We start from the raw sequence: 25,603 nt of genomic DNA, 5'->3' as shown, positions 1-25,603 counted from the left end.
GGATTCGGAGTCAGACGTGTCGACCGACACCGCCCTCGACCTCGCCAAGGTCCGCAACATCGGGATCATGGCGCACATCGACGCGGGCAAGACCACGACCACCGAGCGGATCCTGTTCTACACCGGGATCAACTACAAGATCGGTGAGGTCCACGACGGCGCCGCCACCATGGACTGGATGGAGCAGGAGCAGGAGCGCGGCATCACGATCACGTCCGCCGCGACGACCTGCACCTGGAACGGCACCACGATCAACATCATCGACACCCCCGGCCACGTCGACTTCACCGTCGAGGTGGAGCGCTCGCTGCGCGTCCTCGACGGCGCGGTCGCGGTGTTCGACGGCGTCGCCGGCGTCGAGCCGCAGTCCGAGACGGTGTGGCGCCAGGCCGACCGCTACAACGTCCCGCGCATCTGCTTCGTCAACAAGCTCGACCGCACGGGCGCGGAGTTCCACCGCTGCGTGGACATGATCGTCTCGCGCCTGAACGCGACCCCGCTGGTGCTCCAGATCCCCATCGGCGCCGAGGCCGCCTTCCGCGGCGTCGTCGACCTGGTCCGCATGAAGGCCCTGGTGTGGCCCGAGGACACCCAGAAGGGCGAGGACTACGCGGTCGAGGACATCCCGGCGACCCACACCGAGGCTGCCCAGGAGTGGCGCGACCGTCTCCTCGAGACCATCGCCGAGGCCGACGACGACATGATGGAGAAGTACCTCGAGGGCCAGGAGCCCACCGAGGCCGAGCTCCACGCCGCCATCCGCCGGGCGACCATCGCCGGCAAGCTCACCCCGGTGCTCACCGGCTCGGCGTTCAAGAACAAGGGCGTGCAGCCCATGCTCGACGCCGTCGTGGCCTACCTCCCGAGCCCGCTCGACGTGGCCGAGATCGAGGGCCACAAGGTCGGCGACGAGGACACGGTCATCGCGCGCAAGCCGAGCAACGAGGAGCCGTTCTCGGCCCTCGCGTTCAAGATCATGACCGACCCGCACCTCGGCAAGCTGACCTACATCCGCGTCTACTCCGGCGTCCTCGAGGCCGGCACGCAGGTGCTCAACTCGGTCAAGGGCCGCAAGGAGCGCATCGGCAAGATCTACCGGATGCACGCGAACAAGCGCGAGGAGATCTCGAGCGTGGGCGCGGGCGACATCGTCGCCGTCATGGGTCTCAAGGACACCACCACCGGCGAGACGCTGTGCGACGACAAGTCGCCGGTCGTGCTGGAGTCGATGAACTTCCCGGCCCCGGTCATCCACGTCGCGATCGAGCCGAAGACCAAGAGCGACCAGGAGAAGCTGGGCACCGCGATCCAGCGCCTCTCGGACGAGGACCCGACCTTCCAGGTCCGCACCGACGAGGAGACCGGCCAGACCGTCATCTCCGGCATGGGCGAGCTGCACCTCGAGGTGCTCGTCGACCGCATGCGCCGCGAGTTCAAGGTCGAGGCCAACGTCGGCAAGCCGCAGGTCGCCTACCGCGAGACCATCACCAAGCGGGTCGAGAAGGTCGACTACACCCACAAGAAGCAGACCGGTGGGTCCGGCCAGTTCGCGAAGGTGCAGATCACGGTCGAGCCCGCCTCCGGCGACGCCGAGGGCGAGGGCGGCTACGAGTTCGTCAACGCCGTCACCGGTGGCCGCATCCCCCGCGAGTACATCCCCTCCGTCGACGCCGGCTGCCAGGAGGCCATGGAGAACGGCGTCCTGGCCGGCTACCCGATGGTCGACATCAAGGTGACGCTGCAGGACGGCGCCTACCACGACGTCGACTCCTCGGAGCTCGCGTTCAAGATCGCCGGGTCGATGGCGTTCAAGGAGGCCGCGCGCAAGGCCGGCCCCGTGCTCCTCGAGCCGATGATGTCCGTCGAGGTCACGACCCCTGAGGACTTCATGGGCGACGTGATCGGCGACCTCAACTCTCGTCGTGGCCAGATCCAGGCCATGGACGAGCGGGCCGGCGCGCGCGTCGTGAAGGCCCTCGTTCCCCTGTCGGAGATGTTCGGCTACGTCGGAGACCTCCGGAGCAAGACGCAGGGCCGGGCGAGCTACTCCATGCAGTTCGACTCGTACGCCCAGGTTCCCACGAACGTGGCGACCGAGATCATCGCGAAGGCGCGGGGCGAATAGCCCGACCTCCCGCACCGGGGTGATCGATCGCCAGAGCGTGAGAGAGCCCGAGGCACGACCGCACGACCAGCACGACCCAGACCCGATCCATCAGGACCTACGTCGTACGGCGTAACCATCCGCAATGTCCACAGGAGGACACCGTGGCGAAGGCGAAGTTCGAGCGGACCAAGCCGCACGTCAACATCGGCACCATCGGTCACATCGACCACGGCAAGACGACGCTGACCGCGGCGATCACCAAGGTGCTGCACGACGCCTACCCGGACGTGAACCCGTTCACGCCGTTCGACCAGATCGACAAGGCTCCCGAGGAGCGTCAGCGCGGCATCACCATCTCGATCGCGCACGTCGAGTACCAGACCGAGGCGCGCCACTACGCGCACGTCGACTGCCCCGGTCACGCCGACTACATCAAGAACATGATCACCGGCGCGGCCCAGATGGACGGCGCGATCCTCGTGGTCGCCGCCACCGACGGCCCCATGCCGCAGACCAAGGAGCACGTGCTCCTGGCCCGCCAGGTGGGCGTGCCCTCGCTCGTCGTCGCGCTCAACAAGTGCGACATGGTCGACGACGAGGAGATCCTCGAGCTCGTCGAGCTCGAGGTGCGCGAGCTGCTCTCGACCTACGAGTTCCCCGGCGACGACATCCCGGTCGTCCGCGTGGCCGCCTTCCCGGCGCTCAACGGCGACGCCAAGTGGGCCGAGTCGATCCTCGAGCTCATGAAGGCCGTCGACGAGTACATCCCGACCCCGGAGCGCGAGACCGACAAGCCGTTCCTCATGCCGGTCGAGGACGTCTTCACGATCACCGGTCGCGGCACCGTCGTCACCGGTCGTATCGAGCGCGGCATCATCAAGGTCAACGAGGAGGTCGAGATCGTCGGCATCCGTCCGGAGACCACGAAGACGACCGTCACCGGCGTCGAGATGTTCCGCAAGCTGCTCGACGAGGGCCAGGCGGGCGAGAACGTCGGCCTGCTCCTGCGCGGCACCAAGCGCGACGACGTGGAGCGCGGCCAGGTGCTCTGCAAGCCGGGCTCGGTCACCCCGCACACCGAGTTCGAGGCGCAGGTCTACATCCTGAGCAAGGACGAGGGCGGCCGCCACACGCCGTTCTTCAACAACTACCGCCCGCAGTTCTACTTCCGCACCACGGACGTGACCGGCGTCGTGACCCTCCCCGAGGGCACCGAGATGGTCATGCCGGGCGACAACACCGAGATGAAGGTCGACCTGATCCAGCCCATCGCGATGGAGGACGGTCTCCGCTTCGCCATCCGCGAGGGCGGCCGCACCGTCGGTGCGGGCCGGGTCACGAAGATCATCAAGTAGTCACACCGCACCACCTCGGTGGTCGCGGTCGGGCGGACCGCACACGGCTCCGCCCGACCGCGACCCCACCGGGGCCGCCCCGACGGTCGGCCCCTCCCAGCGGCACACGAACGAGAAGGACACCGAAGCCACCATGGCGGGACAGAAGATCCGCATCCGGCTCAAGGCCTACGACCACGAGGTCATCGACAGCTCGGCGCGCAAGATCGTCGAGACGGTGACCCGCACGGGCGCTCAGGTCGCGGGCCCGGTGCCGCTGCCGACGGAGAAGAACGTCTACTGCGTCATCCGCTCGCCGCACAAGTACAAGGACAGCCGCGAGCACTTCGAGATGCGCACCCACAAGCGCCTCATCGACATCCTCGACCCCACGCCGAAGACCGTCGACTCGCTCATGCGGCTCGACCTCCCGGCCGGTGTCGACATCGAGATCAAGCTCTGAGGAACGCAGCCACCATGAGCAAGCAGATGAAGGGGTTGCTGGGCGAGAAGCTCGGCATGACCCAGGTCTGGGACGACAACAACCGTGTCGTCCCCGTGACCGTGGTCAAGGCCGGCCCGTGCGTCGGCACCCAGGTCAAGTCCCCCGAGACGGACGGCTACAGCTCCGTCCAGATCGCGTTCGGCGCGATCGACCCGCGCAAGGTGAACAAGCCCGCCACGGGCCACTTCGCCAAGGCGGGCGTCACGCCGCGTCGCCACCTGGTCGAGCTGCGCACCGACGACGCGTCCGAGTACGCCGTCGGCCAGGAGCTCGCGGTCGAGCTGTTCGAGGCCGGCCAGGAGGTCGACGTCGTCGGCACCACCAAGGGCAAGGGCTACGCCGGTGTCATGAAGCGTCACGGCTTCGCCGGCGTGTCCGCCTCCCACGGTGCGCACCGCAACCACCGCAAGCCGGGCTCGATCGGCGGCTGCGCCACGCCCGGCCGCGTGTTCAAGGGCATGCGGATGTCCGGTCGCATGGGCGTCGCCCGCCAGACCACGCAGAACCTCACCATCCACGCGATCGACGCCGAGAACGGCCTGCTGCTCATCAAGGGCGCCGTGCCGGGCCCCAAGGGCGGCCTCGTCCTCGTCCGCACCGCGGCGAAGGGGGCCTGACGCCATGACCGCCCAGACCGAGACCCTCGAGGTCACCTCCGTCGACGTGCGCACGCCCGCGGGCGAGGTGGCCGGCACGGTCGAGCTGCCCGCCGCGGTGTTCGGCGTGCAGGTCAACGTGCCGCTCATCCACCAGGTGGTCGTCGCGCAGCTGGCCGCGGCCCGTCAGGGCACGCACAAGGCCAAGACCCGCGGCGAGGTCCGCGGTGGCGGCAAGAAGCCGTACAAGCAGAAGGGCACCGGTCGCGCCCGCCAGGGTTCGACCCGCGCGCCGCAGTTCGCCGGCGGTGGCACGGTCCACGGCCCGGTGCCGCGCGACTACGCCCAGCGCACCCCCAAGAAGATGAAGGCCGCCGCCCTGCGCGGTGCTCTCTCGGACCGGGCGCGCAACGGCCGCCTGCACGTCGTGAGCGCGATCGTCGAGGGCGAGACGCCGTCGACCAAGGCCGCGATCGCGACGCTCCAGGCGATCAGCGACCGCCGCAACCTCCTCGTGGTCGTCGAGCGCGACGACGAGGTCTCGTGGCTCTCGCTGCGCAACGTGCCCAGCGTGCACCTGCTCGTCGTCGACCAGCTCAACACCTACGACGTGCTGGTGAGCGACGACGTCATCTTCACCCAGGGCGCGCTCGACGCGTTCGTCGCCGGTCCCGCCACCGGCAAGGGTGCCAAGGCCGTCGCGACCGAGTCCGAGGCCGCCACCACCGAGCCGGAGGCTGCGCTGTGAGGATCAGCGACCCGCGCGACATCCTGCTCGCGCCTGTGATCTCGGAGAAGAGCTACGGGCTCCTCGACGAGAACAAGTACACGTTCATCGTGCGTCCGGACGCCAACAAGACCGAGATCAAGATCGCGGTCGAGCAGGTGTTCGGCGTCCGGGTGACCGGGGTGAACACGATCAACCGTCAGGGCAAGGTCACGAGGACGCGCTTCGGCTTCGGCAAGCGGGCGAACACCAAGCGCGCCATCGTCTCCCTGGCCGACGGCGACCGCATCGACATCTTCGGCGGCCCGGTCTCCTGACCGGCCCGCTACCGACGAGGAAGAGAAACCCGATGGGTATCCGCAAGTACAAGCCGACCACTCCGGGCCGTCGTGGCTCGAGCGTGGCCGACTTCGTCGAGATCACGCGGTCGACGCCGGAGAAGTCGCTCGTTCGTCCGCTCCCGAAGAAGGGCGGCCGCAACAACCAGGGCCGCATCACCACCCGCCACCAGGGTGGTGGGCACAAGCGCGCCTACCGCGTCATCGACTTCCGTCGTGCCGACAAGGACGGCGTGCCGGCGAAGGTGGCCCACATCGAGTACGACCCCAACCGCACGGCGCGCATCGCGCTGCTGCACTACGCGGACGGCGAGAAGCGCTACATCGTGGCGCCCAACCGCCTGTCGCAGGGGGACGTCGTCGAGACCGGCCCGTCGGCCGACATCAAGCCGGGCAACAACCTGCCGCTGCGCAACATCCCGGTCGGCACGGTCGTGCACGCGGTCGAGCTGCGCCCCGGCGGCGGCGCCAAGATGGCCCGCTCCGCCGGTGCGAGCGTGCAGCTCGTCGCCAAGGACGGCCCGTACGCCCAGCTGCGCCTGCCGTCCGGCGAGATCCGCAACGTCGACGTGCGCTGCCGCGCGACGATCGGCGAGGTGGGCAACGCCGAGCAGAGCAACATCAACTGGGGCAAGGCCGGCCGCATGCGCTGGAAGGGCAAGCGCCCGACCGTCCGCGGCGTGGCCATGAACCCGGTCGACCACCCGCACGGCGGTGGTGAGGGCAAGACGTCGGGCGGCCGCCACCCGGTCAACCCCAACGGCAAGCCCGAGGGCCGCACCCGCAAGGCCAACAAGGCCAGCGACAAGTTCATCGTCCGCCGCCGCAAGACCGGCAAGAAGCGCTAAGGGGTCGTCATGCCGCGCAGCCTGAAGAAGGGCCCGTTCGTGGACGGCCACCTCGCCAAGAAGGTGGACGACCAGAACACCAAGGGCACCCGCAACGTGATCAAGACCTGGTCGCGCCGCTCGATGATCGTGCCGGACATGCTCGGGCACACCATCGCGGTGCACGACGGCCGCAAGCACATCCCGGTCTTCGTGACCGAGAACATGATCGGTCACAAGCTCGGCGAGTTCGCGCCGACCCGCACCTTCCGGGGCCACGTGAAGGACGACCGCAAGGCGAAGCGGAGGTAGCGGTCCGGGCGCGCGAGCGCCCGGGAGCGCCCGACGCACCCGAGCCACGTCGAACCTGACGCGGCCACCGAGCACCGGAAGACAGACCTGACGTGAGTACGACGACCAGCAAGGGGACAGCGATGGAAGCCAGGGCCCAGGCGCGCTACGTGCGTGTCACGCCCATGAAGGCACGCCGCGTCATCGACCTGATCCGCGGCCTGCCGGCCGCGGAGGCGCAGGCGATCCTGCTCTACGCGCCGCAGGCGGCGAGCGAGCCGGTGGGCAAGGTGCTTGACAGCGCCATCGCCAACGCGACCAACAACCTCAACCTCGACCCCGACACCCTCGTGGTCCGCGAGGCCTACGTGGACGAGGGTCCGACGTTGAAGCGGTTCCGCCCCCGCGCGCAGGGTCGTGCCTACCGCATCCGCAAGCGCACCAGCCACATCACTGTCGTCGTCGAGTCGGTCACCGCCGACGCGACCGCGACGCCGAAGAAGGGGTGACCCGGCCGTGGGCCAGAAGATCAACCCGTACGGCTTCCGTCTGGGCATCACGACCGACTACAAGTCGCGCTGGTTCGCCGACTCGTCCAAGGACGGTCAGCGCTACCGCGACTACGTCGACGAGGACGTGAAGATCCGCCGCCTCATGGGCAAGGGCATGGAGCGGGCCGGCATCAGCAAGGTGGAGATCGAGCGCACGCGCGAGCGCGTCCGCGTCGACATCCACACCGCGCGTCCCGGCATCGTGATCGGCCGCCGCGGCGCCGAGGCCGACCGCATCCGCGGCGACCTCGAGAAGCTCACCGGCAAGCAGGTGCAGCTCAACATCCTCGAGGTCAAGAACCCCGAGATCGACGCCCAGCTCGTCGCCCAGGGCGTCGCGGAGCAGCTCTCGAGCCGCGTGTCGTTCCGCCGCGCGATGCGCAAGTCGATGCAGTCCGCCCTCAAGGGTGGCGCCAAGGGGATCCGGGTCCAGGTGTCCGGCCGCCTCGGCGGCGCGGAGATGAGCCGCACCGAGTTCTACCGCGAGGGCCGCGTGCCCCTGCACACGCTGCGCGCGAACATCGACTACGGCTTCTACGAGGCCCGCACCACGTTCGGCCGCATCGGCGTCAAGGTGTGGATCTACAAGGGCGAGGTGAGCCAGTCGCGCACCGAGCGCGAGGCCGCCGCCGCCGCCGAGCGCCTCGGTGCACCGCGCCGCGAGCGCCCGGCACGTCCGAGCGCCCGCCGCACCGCCGAGGCCCCGGCCGCGGAGACCCCCGCGGCCGAGGCGCCGGCCGCCGAGGCCCCTGTCGCTGAGGCCCCTGTCGTCGAGGCCCCTGTGGTCGAGGCGGCCGCGGCCGAGACCCCCGGAACGGAGGCCTGACCCATGCTGATCCCTCGCCGGGTCAAGCACCGCAAGCAGCACCACCCCGAGCGTGACGGCCGTGCCAAGGGCGGCACGGAGGTCACCTGGGGCGAGTGGGGCCTGCAGGCGCTCGAGCCCGCCTACGTGACCAACCGCCAGATCGAGGCGGCCCGTATCGCGATGACCCGCCACATCAAGCGTGGCGGCAAGGTGTGGATCACGATCTACCCCGACCGGCCGATCACCAAGAAGCCCGCCGAGACCCGCATGGGCTCGGGCAAGGGCTCGCCCGAGTGGTGGGTGGCCAACGTCAAGCCGGGCCGCGTCATGTTCGAGCTGGCCTACCCCAACGAGCACATCGCCCGCGAGGCCCTGACCCGCGCGGCGCACAAGCTCCCGATGAAGTGCCGGATCGTCCGGCGCGAGGTGGGTGAGATCTGATGGCGACCGGGACCAAGCCCGCCGAGCTGCGCGCCCTGACCGACGACGAGCTCGTCGAGAAGCTGCGCGAGGCGAAGGCCGAGCTGTTCAACCTGCGCTTCCAGGCGGCCACCGGCCAGCTGGAGAGCCACGGCCGACTGCGCGCCGTCCGCACGGACATCGCGCGCATCTACACGATCATGCGGGAGCGCGAGCTCGGCATCACCCCGGTGGGTGCCGCATGAGCGAGACGAGCGAGAAGGCGATGACCGAGACCACCACGACGCGCGGGTTCCGCAAGGTCCGCGAGGGGTACGTCGTCAGCGACAAGATGGACAAGACCGTCGTCGTCGCTGTCGAGGACCGCTTCAAGCACCCGCTGTACGGCAAGGTCGTGCGCCGCACGAGCAAGCTGCACGCGCACGACGAGGCCAACGCCGCCGGCGTGGGCGACAAGGTCCTCCTCATGGAGACCCGGCCGCTCTCGGCGACCAAGCGCTGGCGCGTGGTGGAGATCCTCGAGAAGGCCAAGTAGCACGAGTTTTGGCCGTCCCCGGACGGCCGACTAGACTCACCCGGTCCGGCACCCGTGCGGGACCGCACCACCCATCCGTTCCGCCAGGCTCGCTCGACCGAGAACCGGCGCGACAACAGGAGACAGACAAGTGATCCAGCAGGAGTCGCGGCTGCGCGTCGCCGACAACACGGGTGCCAAGGAGATCCTCTGCATCCGCGTGCTCGGCGGCTCGGGTCGGCGCTACGCGGGAATCGGCGACGTCATCGTCGCCACCGTCAAGGACGCGATCCCCGGTGGCAACGTGAAGAAGGGCGACGTCGTCAAGGCGGTCATCGTGCGCACCAAGAAGGAGCGCCGGCGCCTCGACGGGTCCTACATCCGCTTCGACGAGAACGCCGCCGTGATCCTCAAGGCCGACGGCGAGCCCCGCGGGACGCGCATCTTCGGCCCGGTGGGTCGCGAGCTGCGCGAGAAGCGCTTCATGAAGATCATCTCGCTGGCTCCGGAGGTGCTCTGACCATGAAGTCCCTGCACATCAAGAAGGGCGACCTCGTCCAGGTCATCACGGGCAAGGACAAGGGCAAGAAGGGGAAGGTCATCTCCGTCCTCGTCGAGTCCGACCGTGTCCTCGTCGAGGGCGTCAACCAGATCAAGAAGCACACGAAGGTCGGCCAGTCGACCCGTGGGGCCAAGACCGGCGGGAGCGTCACCCAGGAGGCGCCGATCCACATCTCCAACGTGATGCTGGTCGACCCGAGCGACGACCGTCCCACCCGCGTCGGCTACCGCCGCGAGGTCGTGACGAAGAACCGCCCCGACGGCACGTCGTACGAGTCGACGCGCAGCGTCCGGGTCTCCAAGCGCACCGGTAAGGACATCTGATGACGACCACCGCCCCGGAGAAGACGCAGCCGCGTCTCAAGCTCCGCTACCGCGAGGAGATCGTCCCCGCGCTGCGCGAGGAGTTCGGCTTCGGCAACGTCATGCAGGTGCCCGGCCTGACCAAGATCGTGGTGAACATGGGCGTGGGCGAGGCCGCTCGCGACTCCAAGCTCATCGAGGGCGCGATCCGCGACCTCGCCTCGATCACCGGCCAGAAGCCGCAGGTGACCAAGGCCCGCAAGTCGATCGCCCAGTTCAAGCTCCGCGAGGGCATGCCGATCGGCGCCCACGTGACGCTGCGCGGCGACCGGATGTGGGAGTTCCTCGACCGGCTGCTGTCGGTCGCCCTCCCGCGCATCCGCGACTTCCGCGGCCTGTCCGCCCGGCAGTTCGACGGCCGCGGCAACTACACCTTCGGTCTCAACGAGCAGTCGATGTTCCACGAGATCGACCAGGACTCCATCGACCGCGTCCGCGGCATGGACATCACGGTGGTGACCACCGCGTCCACCGACGACGAGGGCCGTGCGCTCCTGAAGCACCTCGGCTTCCCCTTCAAGGAGAACTGACCGTGGCGAAGACCGCTCTGATCAACAAGGCGAACAAGAAGCCCAAGTTCGCCGTCCGCTCCTACACGCGCTGCAACCGCTGCGGCCGGCCGCACTCGGTCTACCGCAAGTTCGGCCTGTGCCGGATCTGCCTGCGCGAGATGGCCCACGCCGGCGAGCTGCCCGGCATCACCAAGAGCTCCTGGTAAGTCCCGACGACGCCGCAGGTCCGGGCACGAGGTACGTGCCGGATACCACGGTGAGAGAGGCCACCCGGCCATGACGATGACCGACCCCATCGCAGACATGCTCACGCGTCTGCGCAACGCCAACACGGCGTACCACGACACCGTGGCCATGCCCCACTCGAAGATCAAGGCGGGCATCGCCGAGATCCTCAAGCAGGAGGGCTACATCGCGGACTGGCGCGTCGAGGACGCCGAGGTCGGCAAGACGCTGACCCTCGACCTGAAGTTCGGCCCGAGCCGCGAGCGCTCGATCGCCGGCGTCCGCCGCGTGTCCAAGCCTGGTCTGCGCGTGTACGCGAAGAGCACGGCGCTGCCGCGCGTGCTGGGCGGCCTCGGCGTCGCCATCATCTCGACGTCGTCGGGCCTGCTGACCGACAAGCAGGCCTCCAAGAAGGGCGTGGGCGGGGAAGTCCTCGCCTACGTCTGGTAGCGGGAAGGAGAGCAGACATGTCGCGCATCGGACGCATGCCCATCTCCGTCCCCGCGGGCGTCACCGTCGACATCGACGGCGCCACGGTCACGGTCAAGGGCCCCAAGGGCACGCTCCGCCACGAGGTGGCCGAGCCCATCACGGTCGCCAAGGCCGAGGACGGCACCCTCGAGGTGACCCGGCCCGACGACGAGCGCCTCTCGCGCTCGCTGCACGGGCTCACCCGCACCCTGGTGTCGAACATGGTCACCGGTGTGACCGAGGGCTACAGCAAGGCCCTCGAGATCTCCGGCACCGGCTACCGCGTCGTGGCGAAGGGGGCCGACCTCGAGTTCGCCCTCGGCTACAGCCACCCGGTCCTGGTGAAGGCCCCCGAGGGGATCACCTTCGCGGTGGAGAGCCCCACCAAGTTCTCGGTCGCCGGCATCGACAAGCAGCAGGTCGGCGAGGTCGCCGCCAAGCTGCGCAAGCTGCGCAAGCCCGACCCCTACAAGGGCAAGGGCGTGCGGTACGCCGGCGAGGTCATCCGCCGCAAGGCCGGAAAGGCGGGCAAGTAAGCCATGTCCATCGTCACCAAGCTCGGCTCGGGCAACCAGAAGACGGTCGCGCGCAAGCGCCGCCACACCCGGGTCCGCAAGAAGGTCACCGGCACCGCCGCGCGTCCGCGCCTGGTCGTGTCCCGCTCCGCGCGGCACCTGTTCGTTCAGGTGGTCGACGACACCGTCGGCGCCACGATCGCCTCGGCGTCCACGATGGAGGCCGACCTGCGCACGTTCGAGGGCGACAAGAGCGCCAAGGCCCGCAAGGTGGGCGAGCTCGTCGCCGAGCGCGCCAAGTCCGCGGGTGTCGAGGCCGTCGTGTTCGACCGCGGCGGCAACAAGTACCACGGCCGCGTCGCGGCCCTGGCCGAAGGCGCCCGCGAGGGCGGCCTCGCGTTCTGACGCGAACGACGGAATCGAAGGAAGAGGTAGTCATGGCTGCAGCCCAGCGCCGCGGAGGCGGCGCCGGCGGCAACGAGCGTGGACGCGACCGTCGCGACGGCAAGGGTCCCGCGGCGGAGAAGTCCGCCTACGTCGAGCGCGTCGTCGCGATCAACCGCGTGGCCAAGGTCGTCAAGGGCGGCCGTCGCTTCAGCTTCACCGCCCTCGTGGTGGTCGGGGACGGCGAGGGCACCGTGGGTGTCGGGTACGGCAAGGCCAAGGAGGTGCCCGCGGCGATCGCCAAGGGCGTCGAGGAGGCCAAGAAGAGCTTCTTCAAGGTCCCCCGCATCCAGGGCACGATCCCGCACCCCGTCACCGGGGAGGCCGCGGCGGGCGTCGTCCTGCTGCGTCCGGCCGCTCCCGGTACCGGCGTCATCGCCGGCGGCCCGGTGCGCGCCGTGCTCGAGTGCGCCGGGATCCACGACGTGCTGAGCAAGTCGCTCGGGTCCGACAACGCCATCAACGTCGTCCACGCGACGGTCGCGGCCCTCAAGGGCCTCGAGCGTCCCGAGGCCGTCGCGGCGCGCCGCGGCCTGGCCCTCGAGGACGTCGCCCCGGCGGCCATGCTGCGCGCCCGCGCGGCGGGGGTCGGTGCGTGATGGGTCGGCTCAAGGTCACGCAGCTCCGTTCCGGGATCGGCGGCAAGCAGAACCAGCGCGACACGCTGCGCACGCTCGGTCTCAAGCGCATCGGTGACGTCGTGGTGAAGGAGGACCGTCCCGAGATCCGCGGGATGGTCAGCACCGTGTCGCACCTCGTCAAGGTCGAGGAGGTCGACTGACATGACGCTCAAGGTCCACCACCTGCGCCCCGCCCCGGGCGCCAAGACCGAGAAGACCCGTGTGGGTCGCGGTGAGGCCAGCAAGGGCAAGACGGCCGGTCGCGGCACGAAGGGCACCAAGGCCCGCTACCAGGTGCCGGCGTCCTTCGAGGGCGGCCAGATGCCGCTGCACATGCGGCTGCCCAAGCTCAAGGGCTTCAAGAACAACAACAAGGTCGAGTTCCAGGTCGTCAACGTGGCCCAGCTCGCCGCCCTGTTCCCCGAGGGGGGCACGGTCGGCGTGGCCGAGCTCGTGGCGGCGGGCGCCGTCCGCAAGAACCAGCCGGTCAAGGTGCTCGGCAACGGCGACATCGCGGTGAAGGTCGAGGTGAGCGCGCACGCGTTCTCCGAGGCCGCGAAGTCCAAGATCACCGCCGCCGGCGGCTCGGTCACCGAGCTGGGCTGACCGCCGGCCGGCCTGCGAGGTCCCCGAGGGGCGTTCGCCGGCGTCGTCTCGCCACGGCGCCGGGGGACGCCCCTCGTGCTTCGGCTGTTAGTCTCGGCCCAGCGTGGCGGTGCCTGCCGCGCTGGGCACCCGTGCCCGCGGCACCCGCCACGGGCCCTGTCGCACCGGACGCCGACCCTGGCGTCCACCTGGAGGGGTTGTGCTTTCCGCGTTCGCGTCGGCGTTCCGCACGCCGGACCTGCGCACGAAGCTGCTGTTCACCCTGGGCATCGTGGCGCTCTTCCGCCTCGGCTCGGTGATCCCGACCCCGGGTGTGAACTACGTGGCGATCCAGAACTGCATCGCCCAGGTGCAGGACAACTCGATCTACGGCCTGATCAACCTGTTCAGCGGCGGCGCGCTGCTGCAGCTGTCGGTGTTCGCGCTGGGGATCATGCCCTACATCACCGCGAGCATCATCATCCAGCTGCTCACCGTGGTGATCCCGCGCCTGGAGTCGCTGCGGCGCGAGGGCCAGGCCGGCCAGGCCACCCTCACGCAGTACACGCGCTACCTCACCATCGGCCTCGCCGTGCTCCAGTCCACCGGCATCGTCGCGCTGGCGCGCGTGCCCGGCCGGCTCTTCCAGGGCTGCAACGAGGACCTGCTGCACAACCAGTCGATCACCCTCGTGCTCACGATGATCCTCACGATGACCGCCGGCACCGGCGTCATCATGTGGCTGGGCGAGCTGATCACCGACCGCGGCGTCGGCAACGGCATGTCGCTGCTGATCTTCACCTCGATCATCTCGACGTTCCCCGGGCAGCTGTGGCAGATCCAGGCTGTGCAGGGCGCCTTCGCCCTCGGCCTGGTGCTCCTCGTCGGCATCGCCACGGTGGGCGCGGTGATCTACGTCGAGCAGGCCCAGCGCCGCATCCCGGTGCAGTACGCCAAGCGCATGGTCGGCCGCAAGATGTACGGCGGTACGTCCACCTACATCCCGCTCAAGGTCAACATGGCCGGCGTCATCCCGGTCATCTTCGCCTCGTCGCTGCTCTACGTCCCGCAGCTCATCGTGCAGCTGTCCGGCAGTCAGGGCAGCGTGGCCCAGTGGATCTCGCAGAACTTCCAGCGCGGTGACGAGCCGCTCTACCTGATCACGTACTTCCTGCTGATCATCTTCTTCACCTACTTCTACGTCGCGATCACGTTCAACCCGGTCGAGGTCGCCGACAACATGAAGCAGTACGGCGGCTTCGTCCCCGGCATCCGGGCGGGTAAGCCCACGGCGGAGTACCTCGACTACGTGCTCACCCGCATCACGCTGCCCGGGTCGATCTACCTCGCGATCATCGCGATCATCCCGTTCATCGCGTTCGCGTTCATCGGCGTCCAGCAGCGCTTCATCTTCGGCGGCACGAGCCTGCTGATCATGGTGGGCGTCGGGCTCGATACCGTGAAGCAGATCGAGTCCCAGCTCCAGCAGCGCAACTACGAGGGCTTCCTGCGATGACACGGGTCGTGCTCATGGGTCCGCCGGGTGCCGGCAAGGGCACCCAGGCGGCGGTCGTCTCGGCGCGCCTGGGCATCCCGCACGTGTCCACCGGCGACATCTTCCGGGCCAACGTCGCCGGCGGGACCCCGCTGGGCCTCGAGGCGCAGCGCTACATGGACGCCGGCGAGTACGTGCCGGACTCGGTCACCAACGCGATGGTGCGCGACCGCCTGGCCCAGCCCGACGCCGCGGCCGGGTTCCTGCTCGACGGGTACCCCCGCACGGTGGCGCAGGTCGACGAGCTGGCCGCCATGCTGGCCGAGCAGGGCACCAAGCTCGACCACGTCGTCGAGCTCACCGTCGACACCGACGAGGTCGTCGCCCGGCTGGTGAAGCGGGCCGCCGAGCAGGGCCGCAGCGACGACACCGAGGACGTCGTGCGCCGCCGGCAGGAGGTCTACGCCGAGCAGACCGCGCCGCTGACCCGCGTGTACGCCGAGCAGGGCCTGCTCGTCGCCGTCGACGGGATGGGCACGGTCGACGAGGTGACCACGCGCGTGCTGGCCGCGCTCGGGGTCTGAGGTCCCCGTGTTCCGACGCCGCGAGCGGGTCGAGGTCAAGACCGCGGCGCAGATCGACCTCATGCGCGAGGCGGGCCTCGTGGTCGCCCGCACGCTCGAGCTGCTGCGCGACTCGGTCGAGCCGGGGATCACCACGGGCGAGCTCGACGTGATCGCCGAGAAGGCCATCCGCGCCGCCGGCGCCGTGCCGTCGTTCCTGGGCTACCACGGCTACCCCGCGAGCATCTGCACGTCGGTCAACGAGGAGGTCGTCCACGGCATCCCCGGCGAGCGGGTGCTGCGGCCGGGCGACCAGGTGTCGATCGACTGCGGCGCGATCGTGTCGGGCTGGCACGGCGACGCCGCGATCACCGTGGGGGTCGGCGAGGTCGCCCCCGAGGACGCCGAGCTCTCGCGCGTGACCGAGGACGCCCTGTGGGCGGGGCTGGCCGCCGCCCTCGTGGGCGGGCGGCTCAACGACATCGGCACCGCGGTCGAGGCCTCCGTGCGCGCGGCGCCCGGCGGCCCGGCGTACGGCATCGTGGAGGAGTACGTCGGGCACGGCATCGGCACGTCGATGCACATGGAGCCCAACGTGCCCAACTACCCGGTGGCCGGACGCACCCTGCACCTCGAGGCCGGCATGGCGCTCGCGGTCGAGCCCATGGTCTGCGCCGGGTCGCGGGCGGTGCGCACGCTGGCCGACGAATGGACCGTGGTGACCGCCGACGGCCGGCGGGCCTGCCACTGGGAGCACACCGTGGCCCTCACCCCCGAGGGCCCGTGGGTGCTCACCGCCCTGGACGGGGGCGCCGCGCGCTTCGCCGCGCTGGGCGTGCCCAGCCCGGCCGCGGCCCGGGGCTGAGCCAGGCCGAGCCGGGGCTCCGCTCGGCGGGCGGGTCGGGTCGCTGACCTGCGACGATGCTCGCCGCGAGGCGCCGAGGTGGGCCGGCGGCACCGGATTACCGTCCGGCGGCCGATGTGACGTAGACTCGACCCTCGGCTCATCGAGTCGCGTCCCGACATGCTCGTGTCCGGGCCTGCTGCGCAGGTCCGCCTCGGCGTGGACCTGGCGCGGTCCGCGGAGCAGCAAGGTAACCCAGCCGATACGGACGAAGTGCGAGGACATGCCCAAGAAGGACGGCGCGATCGAGCTCGAGGGCACGATCACCGAGTCTCTCCCGAACGCCATGTTCCGGGTGGAGCTCGACAACGGGCACAAGGTGCTGGCACACATCAGCGGGAAGATGCGGATGCACTACATCCGGATCCTTCCCGACGACCGGGTCGTCGTGGAGCTCTCGCCCTACGACCTGACCCGCGGCCGGATCGTCTACCGCTACAAGTGACGGCCGCGCCCGCCCCCGGCTCGCCGAGGGACCGGGCGACGACCACCCCCCGTCCACCCCGAGCCGCACGGGCGCGCGTCGCCTGGCACGAGCACCCGTGGAGAGATCGATGAAGGTCAACCCGAGCGTCAAGAAGATCTGCGACAAGTGCAAGGTGATCCGCCGCCACGGCCGGGTCATGGTCATCTGCGAGAACCCGCGCCACAAGCAGCGCCAGGGCTGATCGCGGCGGCCGCGTCGCGGACCGCACCCGCACCACCTGCTCGACCGCACGACCGCACGACCTGGTCGCCGGCACCCGCCGGCCGACTGCCCCGAGCGTCACCCGACCCCCGCGCAGCCCCCGTGCCGCGCGCGGGACGCCACCCCCGGCCCGGAGGCCGGGGACCCACCGAGGGCGGTGGGACCGGTGACGCTCCACGAAACCTCCGGACGAACGGAAGAGAGAACGCCCGATGGCACGTCTCGTCGGCGTCGACCTCCCCCGCGAGAAGCGGCTCGAGGTTGCGCTCACGTACATCTTCGGCATCGGCCGCACCCGCGCGCTGCAGACGCTGGAGGCGACCGGCATCAGCCCGGACATCCGCGTCAAGGACCTCGGCGACGAGGACCTGATCAAGCTGCGCGACTGGCTCGAGGCCAACTACAAGATCGAGGGCGACCTCCGCCGCGAGGTCGCCGCCGACATCCGACGCAAGGTCGAGATCGGCTGCTACCAGGGTCTGCGCCACCGTCGTGGCCTCCCGGTCCGCGGCCAGCGCACGCACACCAACGCGCGCACCCGCAAGGGACCCAAGAAGACCGTGGCCGGCAAGAAGAAGGCCGGCAAGAAGTAGTAGTCCGACGGTCCTGCCGATCCCGGCGACCGAAGGACCGATGACCTCAACCAGAACGGATAGTCGATGCCTCCCAAGAGCCGCACGGCTGCGGGCGCCAAGAAGGTGCGCCGCAAGGAGAAGAAGAACGTCGCCCACGGGCACGCGCACATCAAGAGCACGTTCAACAACACGATCGTCTCGATCACCGACCCGACCGGCGCGGTGATCTCGTGGGCGTCGTCGGGCCAGGTGGGCTTCAAGGGCTCGCGCAAGAGCACGCCGTTCGCGGCGCAGCTCGCCGCCGAGGCCGCCGCCCGCCGTGCCATGGAGCACGGCATGAAGAAGGTCGACGTCTTCGTGAAGGGCCCGGGTTCGGGCCGCGAGACCGCGATCCGCTCCCTGCAGGCGACCGGCCTCGAGGTCGGCACCATCCAGGACGTGACCCCGAGCCCGCACAACGGATGCCGCCCGCCCAAGCGGCGCCGCGTCTGACGCCCCGAGAGAGAGACTGAGAATCCATGGCCCGTTACACCGGCGCCGACTGCAAGCGCTGCCGCCGTGAGAAGACCAAGCTGTTCCTCAAGGGCGCCAAGTGCGAGTCGCCGAAGTGCCCCATCGAGAGCCGTCCCTACCCGCCCGGCCAGCACGGCCGCGGTCGCACCAAGGACAGCGAGTACCTGCTGCAGATGCGCGAGAAGCAGAAGTGCGCGCGCATATACGGCGTGCTGGAGAAGCAGTTCCGCGGCTACTACGAGGAGGCCCAGCGCAAGCAGGGCAAGACGGGTGAGAACCTGCTCCGCATCCTCGAGAGCCGTCTCGACAACGTCGTCTACCGCGCCGGCTTCGCCAAGAGCCGCGACATGGCCCGCCAGGTGGTCCGCCACGGCCACATCACGGTGAACGGCGCGAAGGTCGACATCCCGTCGTACCGCGTCTCCGCCAACGACATCGTCGAGGTGCGCGCGGCCAGCCGCGAGCTCACGCCGTTCGTCGTGGCGCACGCCGAGCTCGGCGAGCGTCCCGTGCCGGCCTGGCTCGAGGTCATCCCGTCGCGCATGCGCGTGCTGGTCCACTCCCTGCCCGAGCGTGCCGTCATCGACACGCAGGTGCAGGAGCAGCTGATCGTCGAGCTCTACTCGAAGTGACCTGACAGCCGGCACCGGCCCCTCGGGGCCGGAGCCGGCGACGTCGACTCTCCCCACCCATCCCAGCCACGGCGTCATATAGCGGGCGCCACGGAAGGACAGTCACGTGCTGATCGCCCAGCGACCGACCCTCGTCGAGGAGCCGGTCTCGGAATTCCGCTCGCGCTTCGTCATGGAGCCGCTCGAGCCCGGTTTCGGCTACACCCTCGGCAACTCGGTGCGCCGTACCCTCCTGTCGTCGATCCCCGGCGCCGCCGTCACCAGCATCCGCATCGACGGCGTCCTGCACGAGTTCACCACCGTGCCGGGGGTCAAGGAGGACGTCACCGAGCTGATCCTCAACATCAAGCAGCTCGTCGTCTCCTCCGAGCACGACGAGCCGGTCGTCATGTACCTGCGCAAGCAGGGCCCGGGCGCCGTGACCGCCGCCGACATCGCGCCGCCGGCCGGGGTCGAGGTGCACAACCCGGACCTGCACATCGCGACGCTCAACGGCAAGGGCAAGCTCGAGATGGAGCTCGTCGTCGAGCGCGGCCGCGGCTACGTCTCGGCCTTCCAGAACAAGCAGCCCGGCCAGGAGATCGGCCGCATCCCGGTCGACTCGATCTACTCGCCGGTGCTCAAGGTCACCTACAAGGTCGAGGCGACCCGTGTCGAGCAGCGCACGGACTTCGACCGGCTCGTGATCGACGTCGAGACCAAGCAGTCGATGGCCCCGCGCGACGCCGTCGCCTCGGCCGGCAAGACCCTCGTCGAGCTGTTCGGGCTCGCCCGCGAGCTCAACCTCGACGCCGAGGGCATCGACATCGGCCCCTCGCCGGCGGACGCGTTCGTCGCCGAGCAGCTCTCGACCCCGATCGAGTCGCTCGACCTCACGGTGCGCTCCTACAACTGCCTCAAGCGCGAGGGCATCCACACCGTGGGCGAGCTGATCAGCCGCAGCGAGGCCGACCTGCTCGACATCCGCAACTTCGGCTCGAAGTCCATCGACGAGGTCAAGGCCAAGCTCGTGACGCTGGGCCTCGCCCTCAAGGACAGCCCGCCCGGGTTCGACCCGACCACCGCCGTGAGCTTCTACGACGACGCCGACGACCAGGGCTACGCCGAGGACGAGCAGCTCTGAGCTGCCGCCCCGCTGACCCCATCACCAGGAGAACCTGATGCCTACCCCCACCAAGGGTCCCCGTCTCGGCGGCAGCCCCGCGCACGAGCGGCTGATGCTCGCCAACCTCGCCACGGCGCTGTTCGAGCACGGCAAGATCACCACGACCGAGGCCAAGGCCAAGCGGCTGCGCCCGCTCGCCGAGCGGCTCATCACGCACGCCAAGCGCGGCGACCTGCACGCCCGTCGCCGGGTGCTCGCGGTCATCCGCGACAAGGGCGTCGTGCACGAGCTGTTCGCCGAGATCGGTCCGAGCTACGCGACCCGTCCCGGCGGCTACACCCGCATCACCAAGATCGGTCCGCGCAAGGGCGACAACGCGCCCATGGCCGTGATCGAGCTCGTGGAGCCGCTCGCGGAGGCCGTCGTGGCCGAGGCCACGGCCGCCACCAAGCGGGCCGCGAAGAAGGCGGCTCCCGCCGCCGCGCCGGTCGAGGAGACCGTGGCCGAGGACACCACCGAGACCGCCCCCGCCGAGGCGGAGGCCGTCGAGGCGGAGACCGAGGCCCCTGAGGTCGAGGCCGCCGACGTCGAGGAGACCGCCGACGCCGACGCCGACGCCGAGGAGACCGAGGCGGACGACGAGGCCGAGGACAAGGCCTGAGCACCGCGCCCGACCCCCACGAGCCCGCCGCCCCCCTCGGGGACGGCGGGCTCGTGCGTCCCGCCGTGCGCCTGCGGCTCGACCTCGGCTACGACGGGACCGGGTTCGCCGGCTGGGCCCGTCAGCCGGGGCGGCGCACGGTGCAGGGCGAGCTCGAGCACGCGCTCGGCGTCGTGCTGCGGGTGCCGGACCCCGTGCGCGTCGCCTGCGCGGGACGCACCGACGCCGGCGTGCACGCGCGCGGCCAGGTGGCGCACGCGGACGTGGCGCCGACCGCGTGGGAGCAGCTCGCCGCGCGCGGCCCCGAGGCCCCCGTGCGCCGGCTCGCGGGCGTGCTGCCGCCCGACCTGCGCGTGCGCCGGGTGGCCCCCGCGCCGCCGGGGTTCGACGCACGGTGGTCGGCCCTGTCGCGGACGTACGCCTACCGGGTGAGCGACCTGCCCGGAGGCGCCGACCCCCTGCTGCGCTCGCACGTGCTCGCCCGCACCGGGCGCGGGGGAGCACCCCTCGACCTCGCGGCCATGAACGCCGCGGCCACGGACCTGGTGGGCGAGCACGACTTCGCCGCGTTCTGCCGCGCCCGCGAGGGCGCCAGCTCGGTCCGGACGCTGCTCGAGCTGGGCTGGCAGCGCGAGGCCGGCACCGGGCTCGCCGTGCTGCACGTGCGCGCCGACGCCTTCTGCCACTCGATGGTGCGGGCGCTCGTGGGAGTGCTGCTCGCCGTGGGGGACGGACGCCGCGGCCCGCAGTGGCCGGCCGAGGTGCTGCGCGGCGCCGTGCGCCGGCCCGACGCCGACGTCGCGCCCGCGATCGGCCTGTGCCTCGAGCGGGTGGACTACCCCGCCGAGGACGCCCTGGCCGCCCAGGCGGAGCGCGCCAAGCGCTTCCGCGGCGCCACCGGCTGAGCGCCCCGCCGCCCGGCTCAGCCCGGCCCGGCGGCCTCCGCGTCGTCCCCGGGTGCCTCCAGGCTGCGGCGGGCGACCTCGGCGTCGAGCGTGCTCAGGCCCGCCCACCCGGTCGAGCCGACCCGCCACCAGCGGAAGCCGGCCATCTCGTCGTTGGCCGTGGTCGTGGGCGGTGCCGCCAGGCTCGTGCGGAAGACGGCGGCCCAGTGCCGCTGCGGCGGGGTGCCCAGGACGAACTCGGCCCGGGCGGCCGGCGCGAGGGACGCCACCCGGATCCCGGTCTCCTCGGCCAGTTCCCGGACGGCGGCGTCGTGGGCGGACTCTCCCGGCTCCAGGGCGCCGCCCGGCAGCTCCCACTGACGGCGGCGCCGGTGGTGGCCCAGCAGCACGCGGCCGCGGTGCGTCACGACCACCAGCGAACGGACCACGGGGACCCCGTGGAGGAGCGCGGCGGGTGCGTGGGGGTCCACCGCCACGAAGGCGGACAGGGAGTCGCCCCGGGCGTCGAGCACGGGCAGGGTCACGTCGCCCATCCTGCGGGAGGGGACCGACCACGGCGCGTCCGGTGCGCGCGGGCGCCGCGGGTGCCAGTCTCGGCTCCTCGGACCGGAGGAGGTGCGCGGTGCGCGTGGTGGTGGCCCTGGGCGGGAACGCGCTCTCGCGGCGCGGCGAGCCCATGACGGTGGCGAACCAGCGGAGCAACGTGCGCACGGCCTGCCGGGCGCTGGCGCCCCTGGCGCTGCGCCACGAGCTCGTGGTCTCGCACGGCAACGGACCGCAGGTGGGCCTGCTGGCGCTGCAGGCCTCGTCGTACGACGAGGAGTCGAGCTACCCGTTCGACGTCCTCGGCGCGCAGACCGAGGGCATGATCGGCTACCTCATCGAGCAGGAGCTCGGGAACCTGCTCCCGGTGGAGACGCCCATCGCGACCGTCCTCACCATGGTCGAGGTCGACCCCGACGACCCGGCGATGAGCGCGCCGTCGAAGTTCGTCGGGCCGGTCTACGACGAGGAGCAGGCCCGTCGCCTCGCCGAGGAGCGCGGCTGGGCGGTGCGCCGGGACGGCGAGCACTGGCGCCGGGTGGTGCCCTCGCCGGAGCCTCGTCGCATCTTCGAGATCCGGCCGATCACGCTGCTGCTCGAGCACGGGACCGTGGTGATCTGCACGGGCGGGGGCGGGATCCCCACGATGTACCTGCCGCAGGAGCGGCTCGACTTCGACGACGACCTCAACCACCGCACGCTCGTCGGCGTCGAGGCGGTGATCGACAAGGACCGTTCGTCGGCGGTGCTCGCCGCGCAGCTCGGCGCCGACGTCCTCGTGATCGCCACGGACGCCGACGCCGTGTACCTCGACTGGGGCACGGCTGCGGCCCGCGCGGTCGCCCGGGCCACGCCGGACGTGCTGGAGGCGCACGCCTTCGCCGAGGGCTCGATGGGGCCCAAGGTGCAGGCGGCCTCGCACTTCGCGCGCAGCGCGCCGGGCCGGCGCGCGGTGATCGGGGCGCTGGCCGACATCGAGGAGATGCTGGCCGGCACCCGGGGCACCGAGGTGTCGACGCTCGGCTCGGGGCTCGAGACGCGCTGAGCCGCGCCCCGGACGGCGTCAGCGCCGGCCCGATCGGTGCGGGCCGGCGCTGACGGGGGGCACGCCGTCCGGGAAGGCGGACGACGCGGTGCGGCTAGACGAGCCAGGCGGGGACGCGCGACTCCCACCAGCGACCCAGGCCCCAGTAGCGCCCGCCCATGGCGAACATCAGGAGCATGAGCGTGGCCGAGTAGATGATGTGCTCGTCCAGGAGCGGGTTGTTCGACGCGACAGTGCTGCCGCCCTGGTCGATGTACTTCGCCCACGGCGCCACGGCGAGCCACATGCTCAGCAGCAGGATCGTGGCCCCGATGCACGAGATGCGCATGCCGATGCCCAGCACGAGACCCACCCCGGCGCCGAGCAGCGCCAGCATGAACAGCCAGTTGATGAAGGCTGAGGACGAGGTGGGGGCCAGTCCGTTGAAGAAGTCGACGAACGGGCCGTTGGGGTTGGCGCCGAACTTGAGGAAGCCCGCGGTGGGGTTGCCGTCGCCGGTGCCGAACAGCCACGCCTTGGTGGTGGTGTAGCCCCAGGCGAAGGTCTTGTCGAAGAACGCCCAGAGGAACGTGAACCCGAGCAGGATCCGCACCAGACCGGCGAAGCTCTGCGCCGCCGAGTTGGTGATCGGGTCCGCAGCGACGGTGGTCTCCGCGGACTGGTGGAGTGCGGTCGACATAGGACCTCCCGTAGGACGCAGGGCATCCCGAGTGCCCTGTCGCGTGAGGACCGCAGCCGACCCAGAAGGACCGGTGCGAGGCCCTCGGGACCGAGGCTGGCCCGTCGAGAGGGCGGAATCAAGCGGACGCGCGAACCCGCCCCGGAACGTCCGTTGGGCGTACGTCACAACCGCGTTGCGCCCCACCCGGTGCCGCGGGGGACAATCGCCGACCGTGGGTCACGTCGACGTCGCCAAGGTCACGCACACGCTCCCCGACGGGCGCGTGCTGCTCGACGAGGTGACGTTCCGTGTCGCCGACGGCGCCAAGGTCGCGCTCGTGGGCGCCAACGGGGCCGGCAAGACGAGGCTGCTGCGCCTGGTGTCCGGCGACCTCGACCCGCAGGACGGCGCCATCACCCGCTCCGGCGGCCTCGGTGTGATGCGCCAGTTCGTCGGGCAGGTGCGCGACGAGTCGACCGTGCGCGACCTGCTGCTCTCGGTGGCGCCGCCGCGGGTGCGCGAGGCGGCGTCGCGGCTCGACGCGGCCGAGCTCGCGCTCATGGAGACCGACGACGAGCGCACGCAGATGGAGTACGCGCATGCCATCTCGGACTGGTCCGACGCCGGCGGCTACGACGCCGAGGTGCTCTGGGACGTGTGCACCGTGGCGTCGCTCGGGCTGCCGTTCGACCGGGCGCAGTACCGCGAGACCCGCACGCTGTCCGGCGGCGAGCAGAAGCGCCTGGTGCTCGAGGCGCTGCTGCGCGGCCCGGACGAGGTGCTGCTGCTCGACGAGCCGGACAACTACCTCGACGTGCCCGGCAAGGAGTGGCTCGAGCAGCGCCTCGCCGAGTCGCCCAAGACGGTGCTCTACGTCTCGCACGACCGCGAGCTGCTGGCGCGCACGGCCACCCAGGTGGTCACGCTCGAGCTCGGTGCGGCCGGCAACACCGCGTGGACCCACGGTGGCGGCTTCGCGACGTACCACCAGGCCCGCGCCGACCGCTTCGCGCGGCTGGAGGAGCTGCGCCGGCGTTGGGACGAGGAGCACCAGAAGCTCAAGGACCTCGTGCAGATGTACAAGGTGAAGGCGGCCTACAACGACGGGCTGGCCTCGCGCTACCAGGCCGCGAAGACGCGGCTGGCCAAGTTCGAGGAGGCCGGTCCGCCGCAGGAGGTGGCGCGCGAGCAGAACGTGCGGATGCGCCTGACGGGCGGGCGCACCGGCAAGCGCGCCGTGGTGTGCGAGTCGCTGGAGCTCACCGGCCTGATGCGTCCCTTCGACCTCGAGGTGTGGTTCGGCGAGCGGCTCGCGGTGCTCGGCGCCAACGGCTCGGGCAAGTCGCACTTCCTGCGCCTGCTGGCGGCGGGGGGCTCGGACCCCGACGTCGAGCACCGGCCGGTCGGCGACGTCCCGGTGGCCCCGGTGGCGCACACCGGCGTGGCCCGGCTCGGGGCCCGCGTGCGGCCGGGCTGGTTCGCCCAGACCCACGAGCACCCCGAGCTGGTGGGGCGCACCCTGCTGGAGGTGCTCCACCGCGGCGACGCCCACCGCGACGGGATGGGACGGGAGGCGGCGGCCCGCCGGCTGGACCGCTACGAGCTCGCCCACGCCGCGGAGCAGACCTTCGAGTCGCTCTCCGGCGGCCAGCAGGCGCGGTTCCAGATCCTGCTGCTCGAGCTGTCCGGGGCCACCCTGCTCCTGCTCGACGAGCCCACGGACAACCTCGACCTGGCCAGCGCCGAGGCGCTCGAGGAGGGGCTCTCGGCCTTCGAGGGCACGGTCGTGGCGGTCACCCACGACCGGTGGTTCGCCCGCGGCTTCGACCGCTACGTCGTGTTCGGCGCCGACGGCACCGTGCGTGAGGTGTCCGAGCCGGTCTGGGACGAGACCCGGCCGGTCCGGGCCTGATCGGGCGCCCGTCCGCGGATTTGGAGGGGCTCGCCGGGCCCCGGTACCCTGGGACGCCGCTGTGCCCAGCAACCCGCTCCCGCGGGA

The 25,603-nt window shown here is 70.9% G+C and carries 38 protein-coding genes; 36 read left to right on the top strand and 2 right to left on the bottom strand.

The genetic code is table 11. The features are described from left to right. The first annotated feature begins 16 nt into the window (after positions 1-16). From fusA to truA, 34 genes are all read left to right on the top strand, one after another. On the top strand, positions 17-2,125 hold the full coding sequence (gene fusA, locus GC157_05805; protein ID MBI1376984.1) for an elongation factor G: 2,109 nt from the start codon (positions 17-19) through the stop codon (positions 2,123-2,125). A gap of 143 nt (positions 2,126-2,268) precedes the next feature. Then, positions 2,269-3,462 carry an elongation factor Tu gene (gene tuf / locus GC157_05800; GenBank protein ID MBI1376983.1) on the top strand — a complete coding sequence of 398 codons (1,194 nt, stop codon included), beginning with the start codon at positions 2,269-2,271 and terminating at the stop codon, positions 3,460-3,462. A 133-nt stretch (positions 3,463-3,595) separates the two neighbouring features. Continuing rightward, the gene (gene rpsJ, locus GC157_05795) at positions 3,596-3,904 is read left to right on the top strand and encodes a 30S ribosomal protein S10 (protein ID MBI1376982.1); all 309 of its coding nucleotides are present in this window, start codon (positions 3,596-3,598) and stop codon (positions 3,902-3,904) included. Positions 3,905-3,918: 14 nt separating this feature from the next. Further along, positions 3,919-4,563: a 50S ribosomal protein L3 gene (locus GC157_05790; protein ID MBI1376981.1), complete on the top strand. Its 645-nt coding sequence runs from the start codon at positions 3,919-3,921 to the stop codon at positions 4,561-4,563. A gap of 4 nt (positions 4,564-4,567) precedes the next feature. Then, on the top strand, positions 4,568-5,290 hold the full coding sequence (gene rplD, locus GC157_05785; protein MBI1376980.1) for a 50S ribosomal protein L4: 723 nt from the start codon (positions 4,568-4,570) through the stop codon (positions 5,288-5,290). Continuing rightward, positions 5,287-5,586 carry a 50S ribosomal protein L23 gene (locus GC157_05780; protein ID MBI1376979.1) on the top strand — a complete coding sequence of 100 codons (300 nt, stop codon included), beginning with the start codon at positions 5,287-5,289 and terminating at the stop codon, positions 5,584-5,586. Before rplD ends, GC157_05780 begins: the two co-directional genes overlap by 4 nt. 32 nt (positions 5,587-5,618) lie before the next feature. Continuing rightward, positions 5,619-6,455, top strand: a complete 837-nt coding sequence (rplB, locus tag GC157_05775; GenBank protein ID MBI1376978.1) for a 50S ribosomal protein L2 — start codon at positions 5,619-5,621, stop codon at positions 6,453-6,455. A gap of 9 nt (positions 6,456-6,464) precedes the next feature. Further along, positions 6,465-6,746, top strand: coding sequence for a 30S ribosomal protein S19 (rpsS, locus tag GC157_05770; GenBank protein ID MBI1376977.1), 282 nt, complete (start codon positions 6,465-6,467; stop codon positions 6,744-6,746). Positions 6,747-6,868: 122 nt separating this feature from the next. Beyond that, positions 6,869-7,234 carry a 50S ribosomal protein L22 gene (locus GC157_05765; GenBank protein MBI1376976.1) on the top strand — a complete coding sequence of 122 codons (366 nt, stop codon included), beginning with the start codon at positions 6,869-6,871 and terminating at the stop codon, positions 7,232-7,234. Positions 7,235-7,241: 7 nt separating this feature from the next. Continuing rightward, entirely contained in the window at positions 7,242-8,102 is an 861-nt protein-coding gene (rpsC, locus tag GC157_05760) for a 30S ribosomal protein S3 (protein MBI1376975.1), read from the top strand. A gap of 3 nt (positions 8,103-8,105) precedes the next feature. After that, a complete protein-coding gene (rplP, locus tag GC157_05755; GenBank protein ID MBI1376974.1) occupies positions 8,106-8,525 on the top strand; it encodes a 50S ribosomal protein L16 in 420 nt (139 codons plus the stop codon). Beyond that, the gene (locus GC157_05750) at positions 8,525-8,749 is read left to right on the top strand and encodes a 50S ribosomal protein L29 (protein ID MBI1376973.1); all 225 of its coding nucleotides are present in this window, start codon (positions 8,525-8,527) and stop codon (positions 8,747-8,749) included. The genes rplP and GC157_05750 overlap by 1 nt, the downstream gene beginning before the upstream one ends. Before the next feature lie 20 nt (positions 8,750-8,769). Next, on the top strand, positions 8,770-9,039 hold the full coding sequence (gene rpsQ / locus GC157_05745; GenBank protein ID MBI1376972.1) for a 30S ribosomal protein S17: 270 nt from the start codon (positions 8,770-8,772) through the stop codon (positions 9,037-9,039). 130 nt (positions 9,040-9,169) lie between these two features. Next, complete coding sequence (gene rplN / locus GC157_05740; GenBank protein ID MBI1376971.1) at positions 9,170-9,538, top strand: 50S ribosomal protein L14; 369 nt, start codon at positions 9,170-9,172, stop codon at positions 9,536-9,538. A gap of 11 nt (positions 9,539-9,549) precedes the next feature. Continuing rightward, a complete protein-coding gene (locus GC157_05735) occupies positions 9,550-9,903 on the top strand; it encodes a 50S ribosomal protein L24 (protein ID MBI1376970.1) in 354 nt (117 codons plus the stop codon). Then, positions 9,903-10,472, top strand: coding sequence for a 50S ribosomal protein L5 (gene rplE, locus GC157_05730; protein ID MBI1376969.1), 570 nt, complete (start codon positions 9,903-9,905; stop codon positions 10,470-10,472). The genes GC157_05735 and rplE overlap by 1 nt, the downstream gene beginning before the upstream one ends. Before the next feature lie 2 nt (positions 10,473-10,474). Continuing rightward, entirely contained in the window at positions 10,475-10,660 is a 186-nt protein-coding gene (locus tag GC157_05725; protein MBI1376968.1) for a type Z 30S ribosomal protein S14, read from the top strand. Between the two features lie 70 nt (positions 10,661-10,730). Continuing rightward, on the top strand, positions 10,731-11,129 hold the full coding sequence (gene rpsH, locus GC157_05720; GenBank protein ID MBI1376967.1) for a 30S ribosomal protein S8: 399 nt from the start codon (positions 10,731-10,733) through the stop codon (positions 11,127-11,129). A gap of 17 nt (positions 11,130-11,146) precedes the next feature. Further along, positions 11,147-11,686 (top strand): 50S ribosomal protein L6, encoded by a 540-nt coding sequence (locus GC157_05715; protein MBI1376966.1) that lies wholly within the window; start codon positions 11,147-11,149, stop codon positions 11,684-11,686. A gap of 3 nt (positions 11,687-11,689) precedes the next feature. Further along, positions 11,690-12,070, top strand: coding sequence for a 50S ribosomal protein L18 (locus GC157_05710; protein ID MBI1376965.1), 381 nt, complete (start codon positions 11,690-11,692; stop codon positions 12,068-12,070). Between the two features lie 32 nt (positions 12,071-12,102). Further along, the gene (locus GC157_05705) at positions 12,103-12,708 is read left to right on the top strand and encodes a 30S ribosomal protein S5 (GenBank protein MBI1376964.1); all 606 of its coding nucleotides are present in this window, start codon (positions 12,103-12,105) and stop codon (positions 12,706-12,708) included. After that, a complete protein-coding gene (rpmD, locus tag GC157_05700) occupies positions 12,708-12,890 on the top strand; it encodes a 50S ribosomal protein L30 (GenBank protein MBI1376963.1) in 183 nt (60 codons plus the stop codon). The genes GC157_05705 and rpmD overlap by 1 nt, the downstream gene beginning before the upstream one ends. Position 12,891: 1 nt before the next feature. Beyond that, positions 12,892-13,335 (top strand): 50S ribosomal protein L15, encoded by a 444-nt coding sequence (locus GC157_05695; GenBank protein ID MBI1376962.1) that lies wholly within the window; start codon positions 12,892-12,894, stop codon positions 13,333-13,335. A gap of 199 nt (positions 13,336-13,534) precedes the next feature. Further along, complete coding sequence (gene secY, locus GC157_05690; protein ID MBI1376961.1) at positions 13,535-14,830, top strand: preprotein translocase subunit SecY; 1,296 nt, start codon at positions 13,535-13,537, stop codon at positions 14,828-14,830. Beyond that, a complete protein-coding gene (locus GC157_05685; GenBank protein ID MBI1376960.1) occupies positions 14,827-15,393 on the top strand; it encodes an adenylate kinase in 567 nt (188 codons plus the stop codon). The genes secY and GC157_05685 overlap by 4 nt, the downstream gene beginning before the upstream one ends. Positions 15,394-15,400: 7 nt before the next feature. Next, positions 15,401-16,237 carry a type I methionyl aminopeptidase gene (gene map / locus GC157_05680; GenBank protein ID MBI1376959.1) on the top strand — a complete coding sequence of 279 codons (837 nt, stop codon included), beginning with the start codon at positions 15,401-15,403 and terminating at the stop codon, positions 16,235-16,237. A 262-nt stretch (positions 16,238-16,499) separates the two neighbouring features. Next, positions 16,500-16,721, top strand: coding sequence for a translation initiation factor IF-1 (infA, locus tag GC157_05675; GenBank protein MBI1376958.1), 222 nt, complete (start codon positions 16,500-16,502; stop codon positions 16,719-16,721). 109 nt (positions 16,722-16,830) lie between these two features. After that, positions 16,831-16,944, top strand: coding sequence for a 50S ribosomal protein L36 (gene rpmJ / locus GC157_05670; protein ID MBI1376957.1), 114 nt, complete (start codon positions 16,831-16,833; stop codon positions 16,942-16,944). Between the two features lie 232 nt (positions 16,945-17,176). Further along, entirely contained in the window at positions 17,177-17,557 is a 381-nt protein-coding gene (gene rpsM, locus GC157_05665) for a 30S ribosomal protein S13 (protein MBI1376956.1), read from the top strand. 66 nt (positions 17,558-17,623) lie between these two features. Continuing rightward, on the top strand, positions 17,624-18,031 hold the full coding sequence (rpsK, locus tag GC157_05660) for a 30S ribosomal protein S11 (GenBank protein ID MBI1376955.1): 408 nt from the start codon (positions 17,624-17,626) through the stop codon (positions 18,029-18,031). A 26-nt stretch (positions 18,032-18,057) separates the two neighbouring features. Then, on the top strand, positions 18,058-18,684 hold the full coding sequence (gene rpsD, locus GC157_05655; protein ID MBI1376954.1) for a 30S ribosomal protein S4: 627 nt from the start codon (positions 18,058-18,060) through the stop codon (positions 18,682-18,684). Positions 18,685-18,790: 106 nt separating this feature from the next. Next, positions 18,791-19,807 (top strand): DNA-directed RNA polymerase subunit alpha, encoded by a 1,017-nt coding sequence (locus GC157_05650; GenBank protein ID MBI1376953.1) that lies wholly within the window; start codon positions 18,791-18,793, stop codon positions 19,805-19,807. A gap of 37 nt (positions 19,808-19,844) precedes the next feature. Then, complete coding sequence (locus tag GC157_05645) at positions 19,845-20,450, top strand: 50S ribosomal protein L17 (GenBank protein ID MBI1376952.1); 606 nt, start codon at positions 19,845-19,847, stop codon at positions 20,448-20,450. Between the two features lie 53 nt (positions 20,451-20,503). Continuing rightward, positions 20,504-21,355 carry a tRNA pseudouridine(38-40) synthase TruA gene (gene truA, locus GC157_05640; protein ID MBI1376951.1) on the top strand — a complete coding sequence of 284 codons (852 nt, stop codon included), beginning with the start codon at positions 20,504-20,506 and terminating at the stop codon, positions 21,353-21,355. Between the two features lie 17 nt (positions 21,356-21,372). Here truA and GC157_05635 read toward each other — a convergent pair whose 3' ends face one another. Further along, complete coding sequence (locus tag GC157_05635) at positions 21,373-21,888, bottom strand: NUDIX domain-containing protein (GenBank protein MBI1376950.1); 516 nt, start codon at positions 21,886-21,888, stop codon at positions 21,373-21,375. 89 nt (positions 21,889-21,977) lie between these two features. Between GC157_05635 and arcC the strand changes: the two genes are divergently transcribed. After that, positions 21,978-22,943: a carbamate kinase gene (gene arcC / locus GC157_05630; protein MBI1376949.1), complete on the top strand. Its 966-nt coding sequence runs from the start codon at positions 21,978-21,980 to the stop codon at positions 22,941-22,943. Between the two features lie 94 nt (positions 22,944-23,037). On the opposite strand, the gene GC157_05625 is transcribed toward arcC, so the two are convergent. Continuing rightward, the gene (locus tag GC157_05625; protein ID MBI1376948.1) at positions 23,038-23,622 is read right to left on the bottom strand and encodes a DoxX family membrane protein; all 585 of its coding nucleotides are present in this window, start codon (positions 23,620-23,622) and stop codon (positions 23,038-23,040) included. A 214-nt stretch (positions 23,623-23,836) separates the two neighbouring features. Here GC157_05625 and GC157_05620 point away from each other — a divergent pair, with 214 nt between their 5' ends. After that, the gene (locus GC157_05620; GenBank protein ID MBI1376947.1) at positions 23,837-25,516 is read left to right on the top strand and encodes an ATP-binding cassette domain-containing protein; all 1,680 of its coding nucleotides are present in this window, start codon (positions 23,837-23,839) and stop codon (positions 25,514-25,516) included. Positions 25,517-25,603 lie beyond the last annotated feature (87 nt).

The organism is Frankiales bacterium, from assembly GCA_016125335.1.
GTDB lineage: Bacteria > Actinomycetota > Actinomycetes > S36-B12 > CAIYMF01 > Longivirga.
This window is presented reverse-complemented; position numbering and strand designations above follow the sequence as displayed.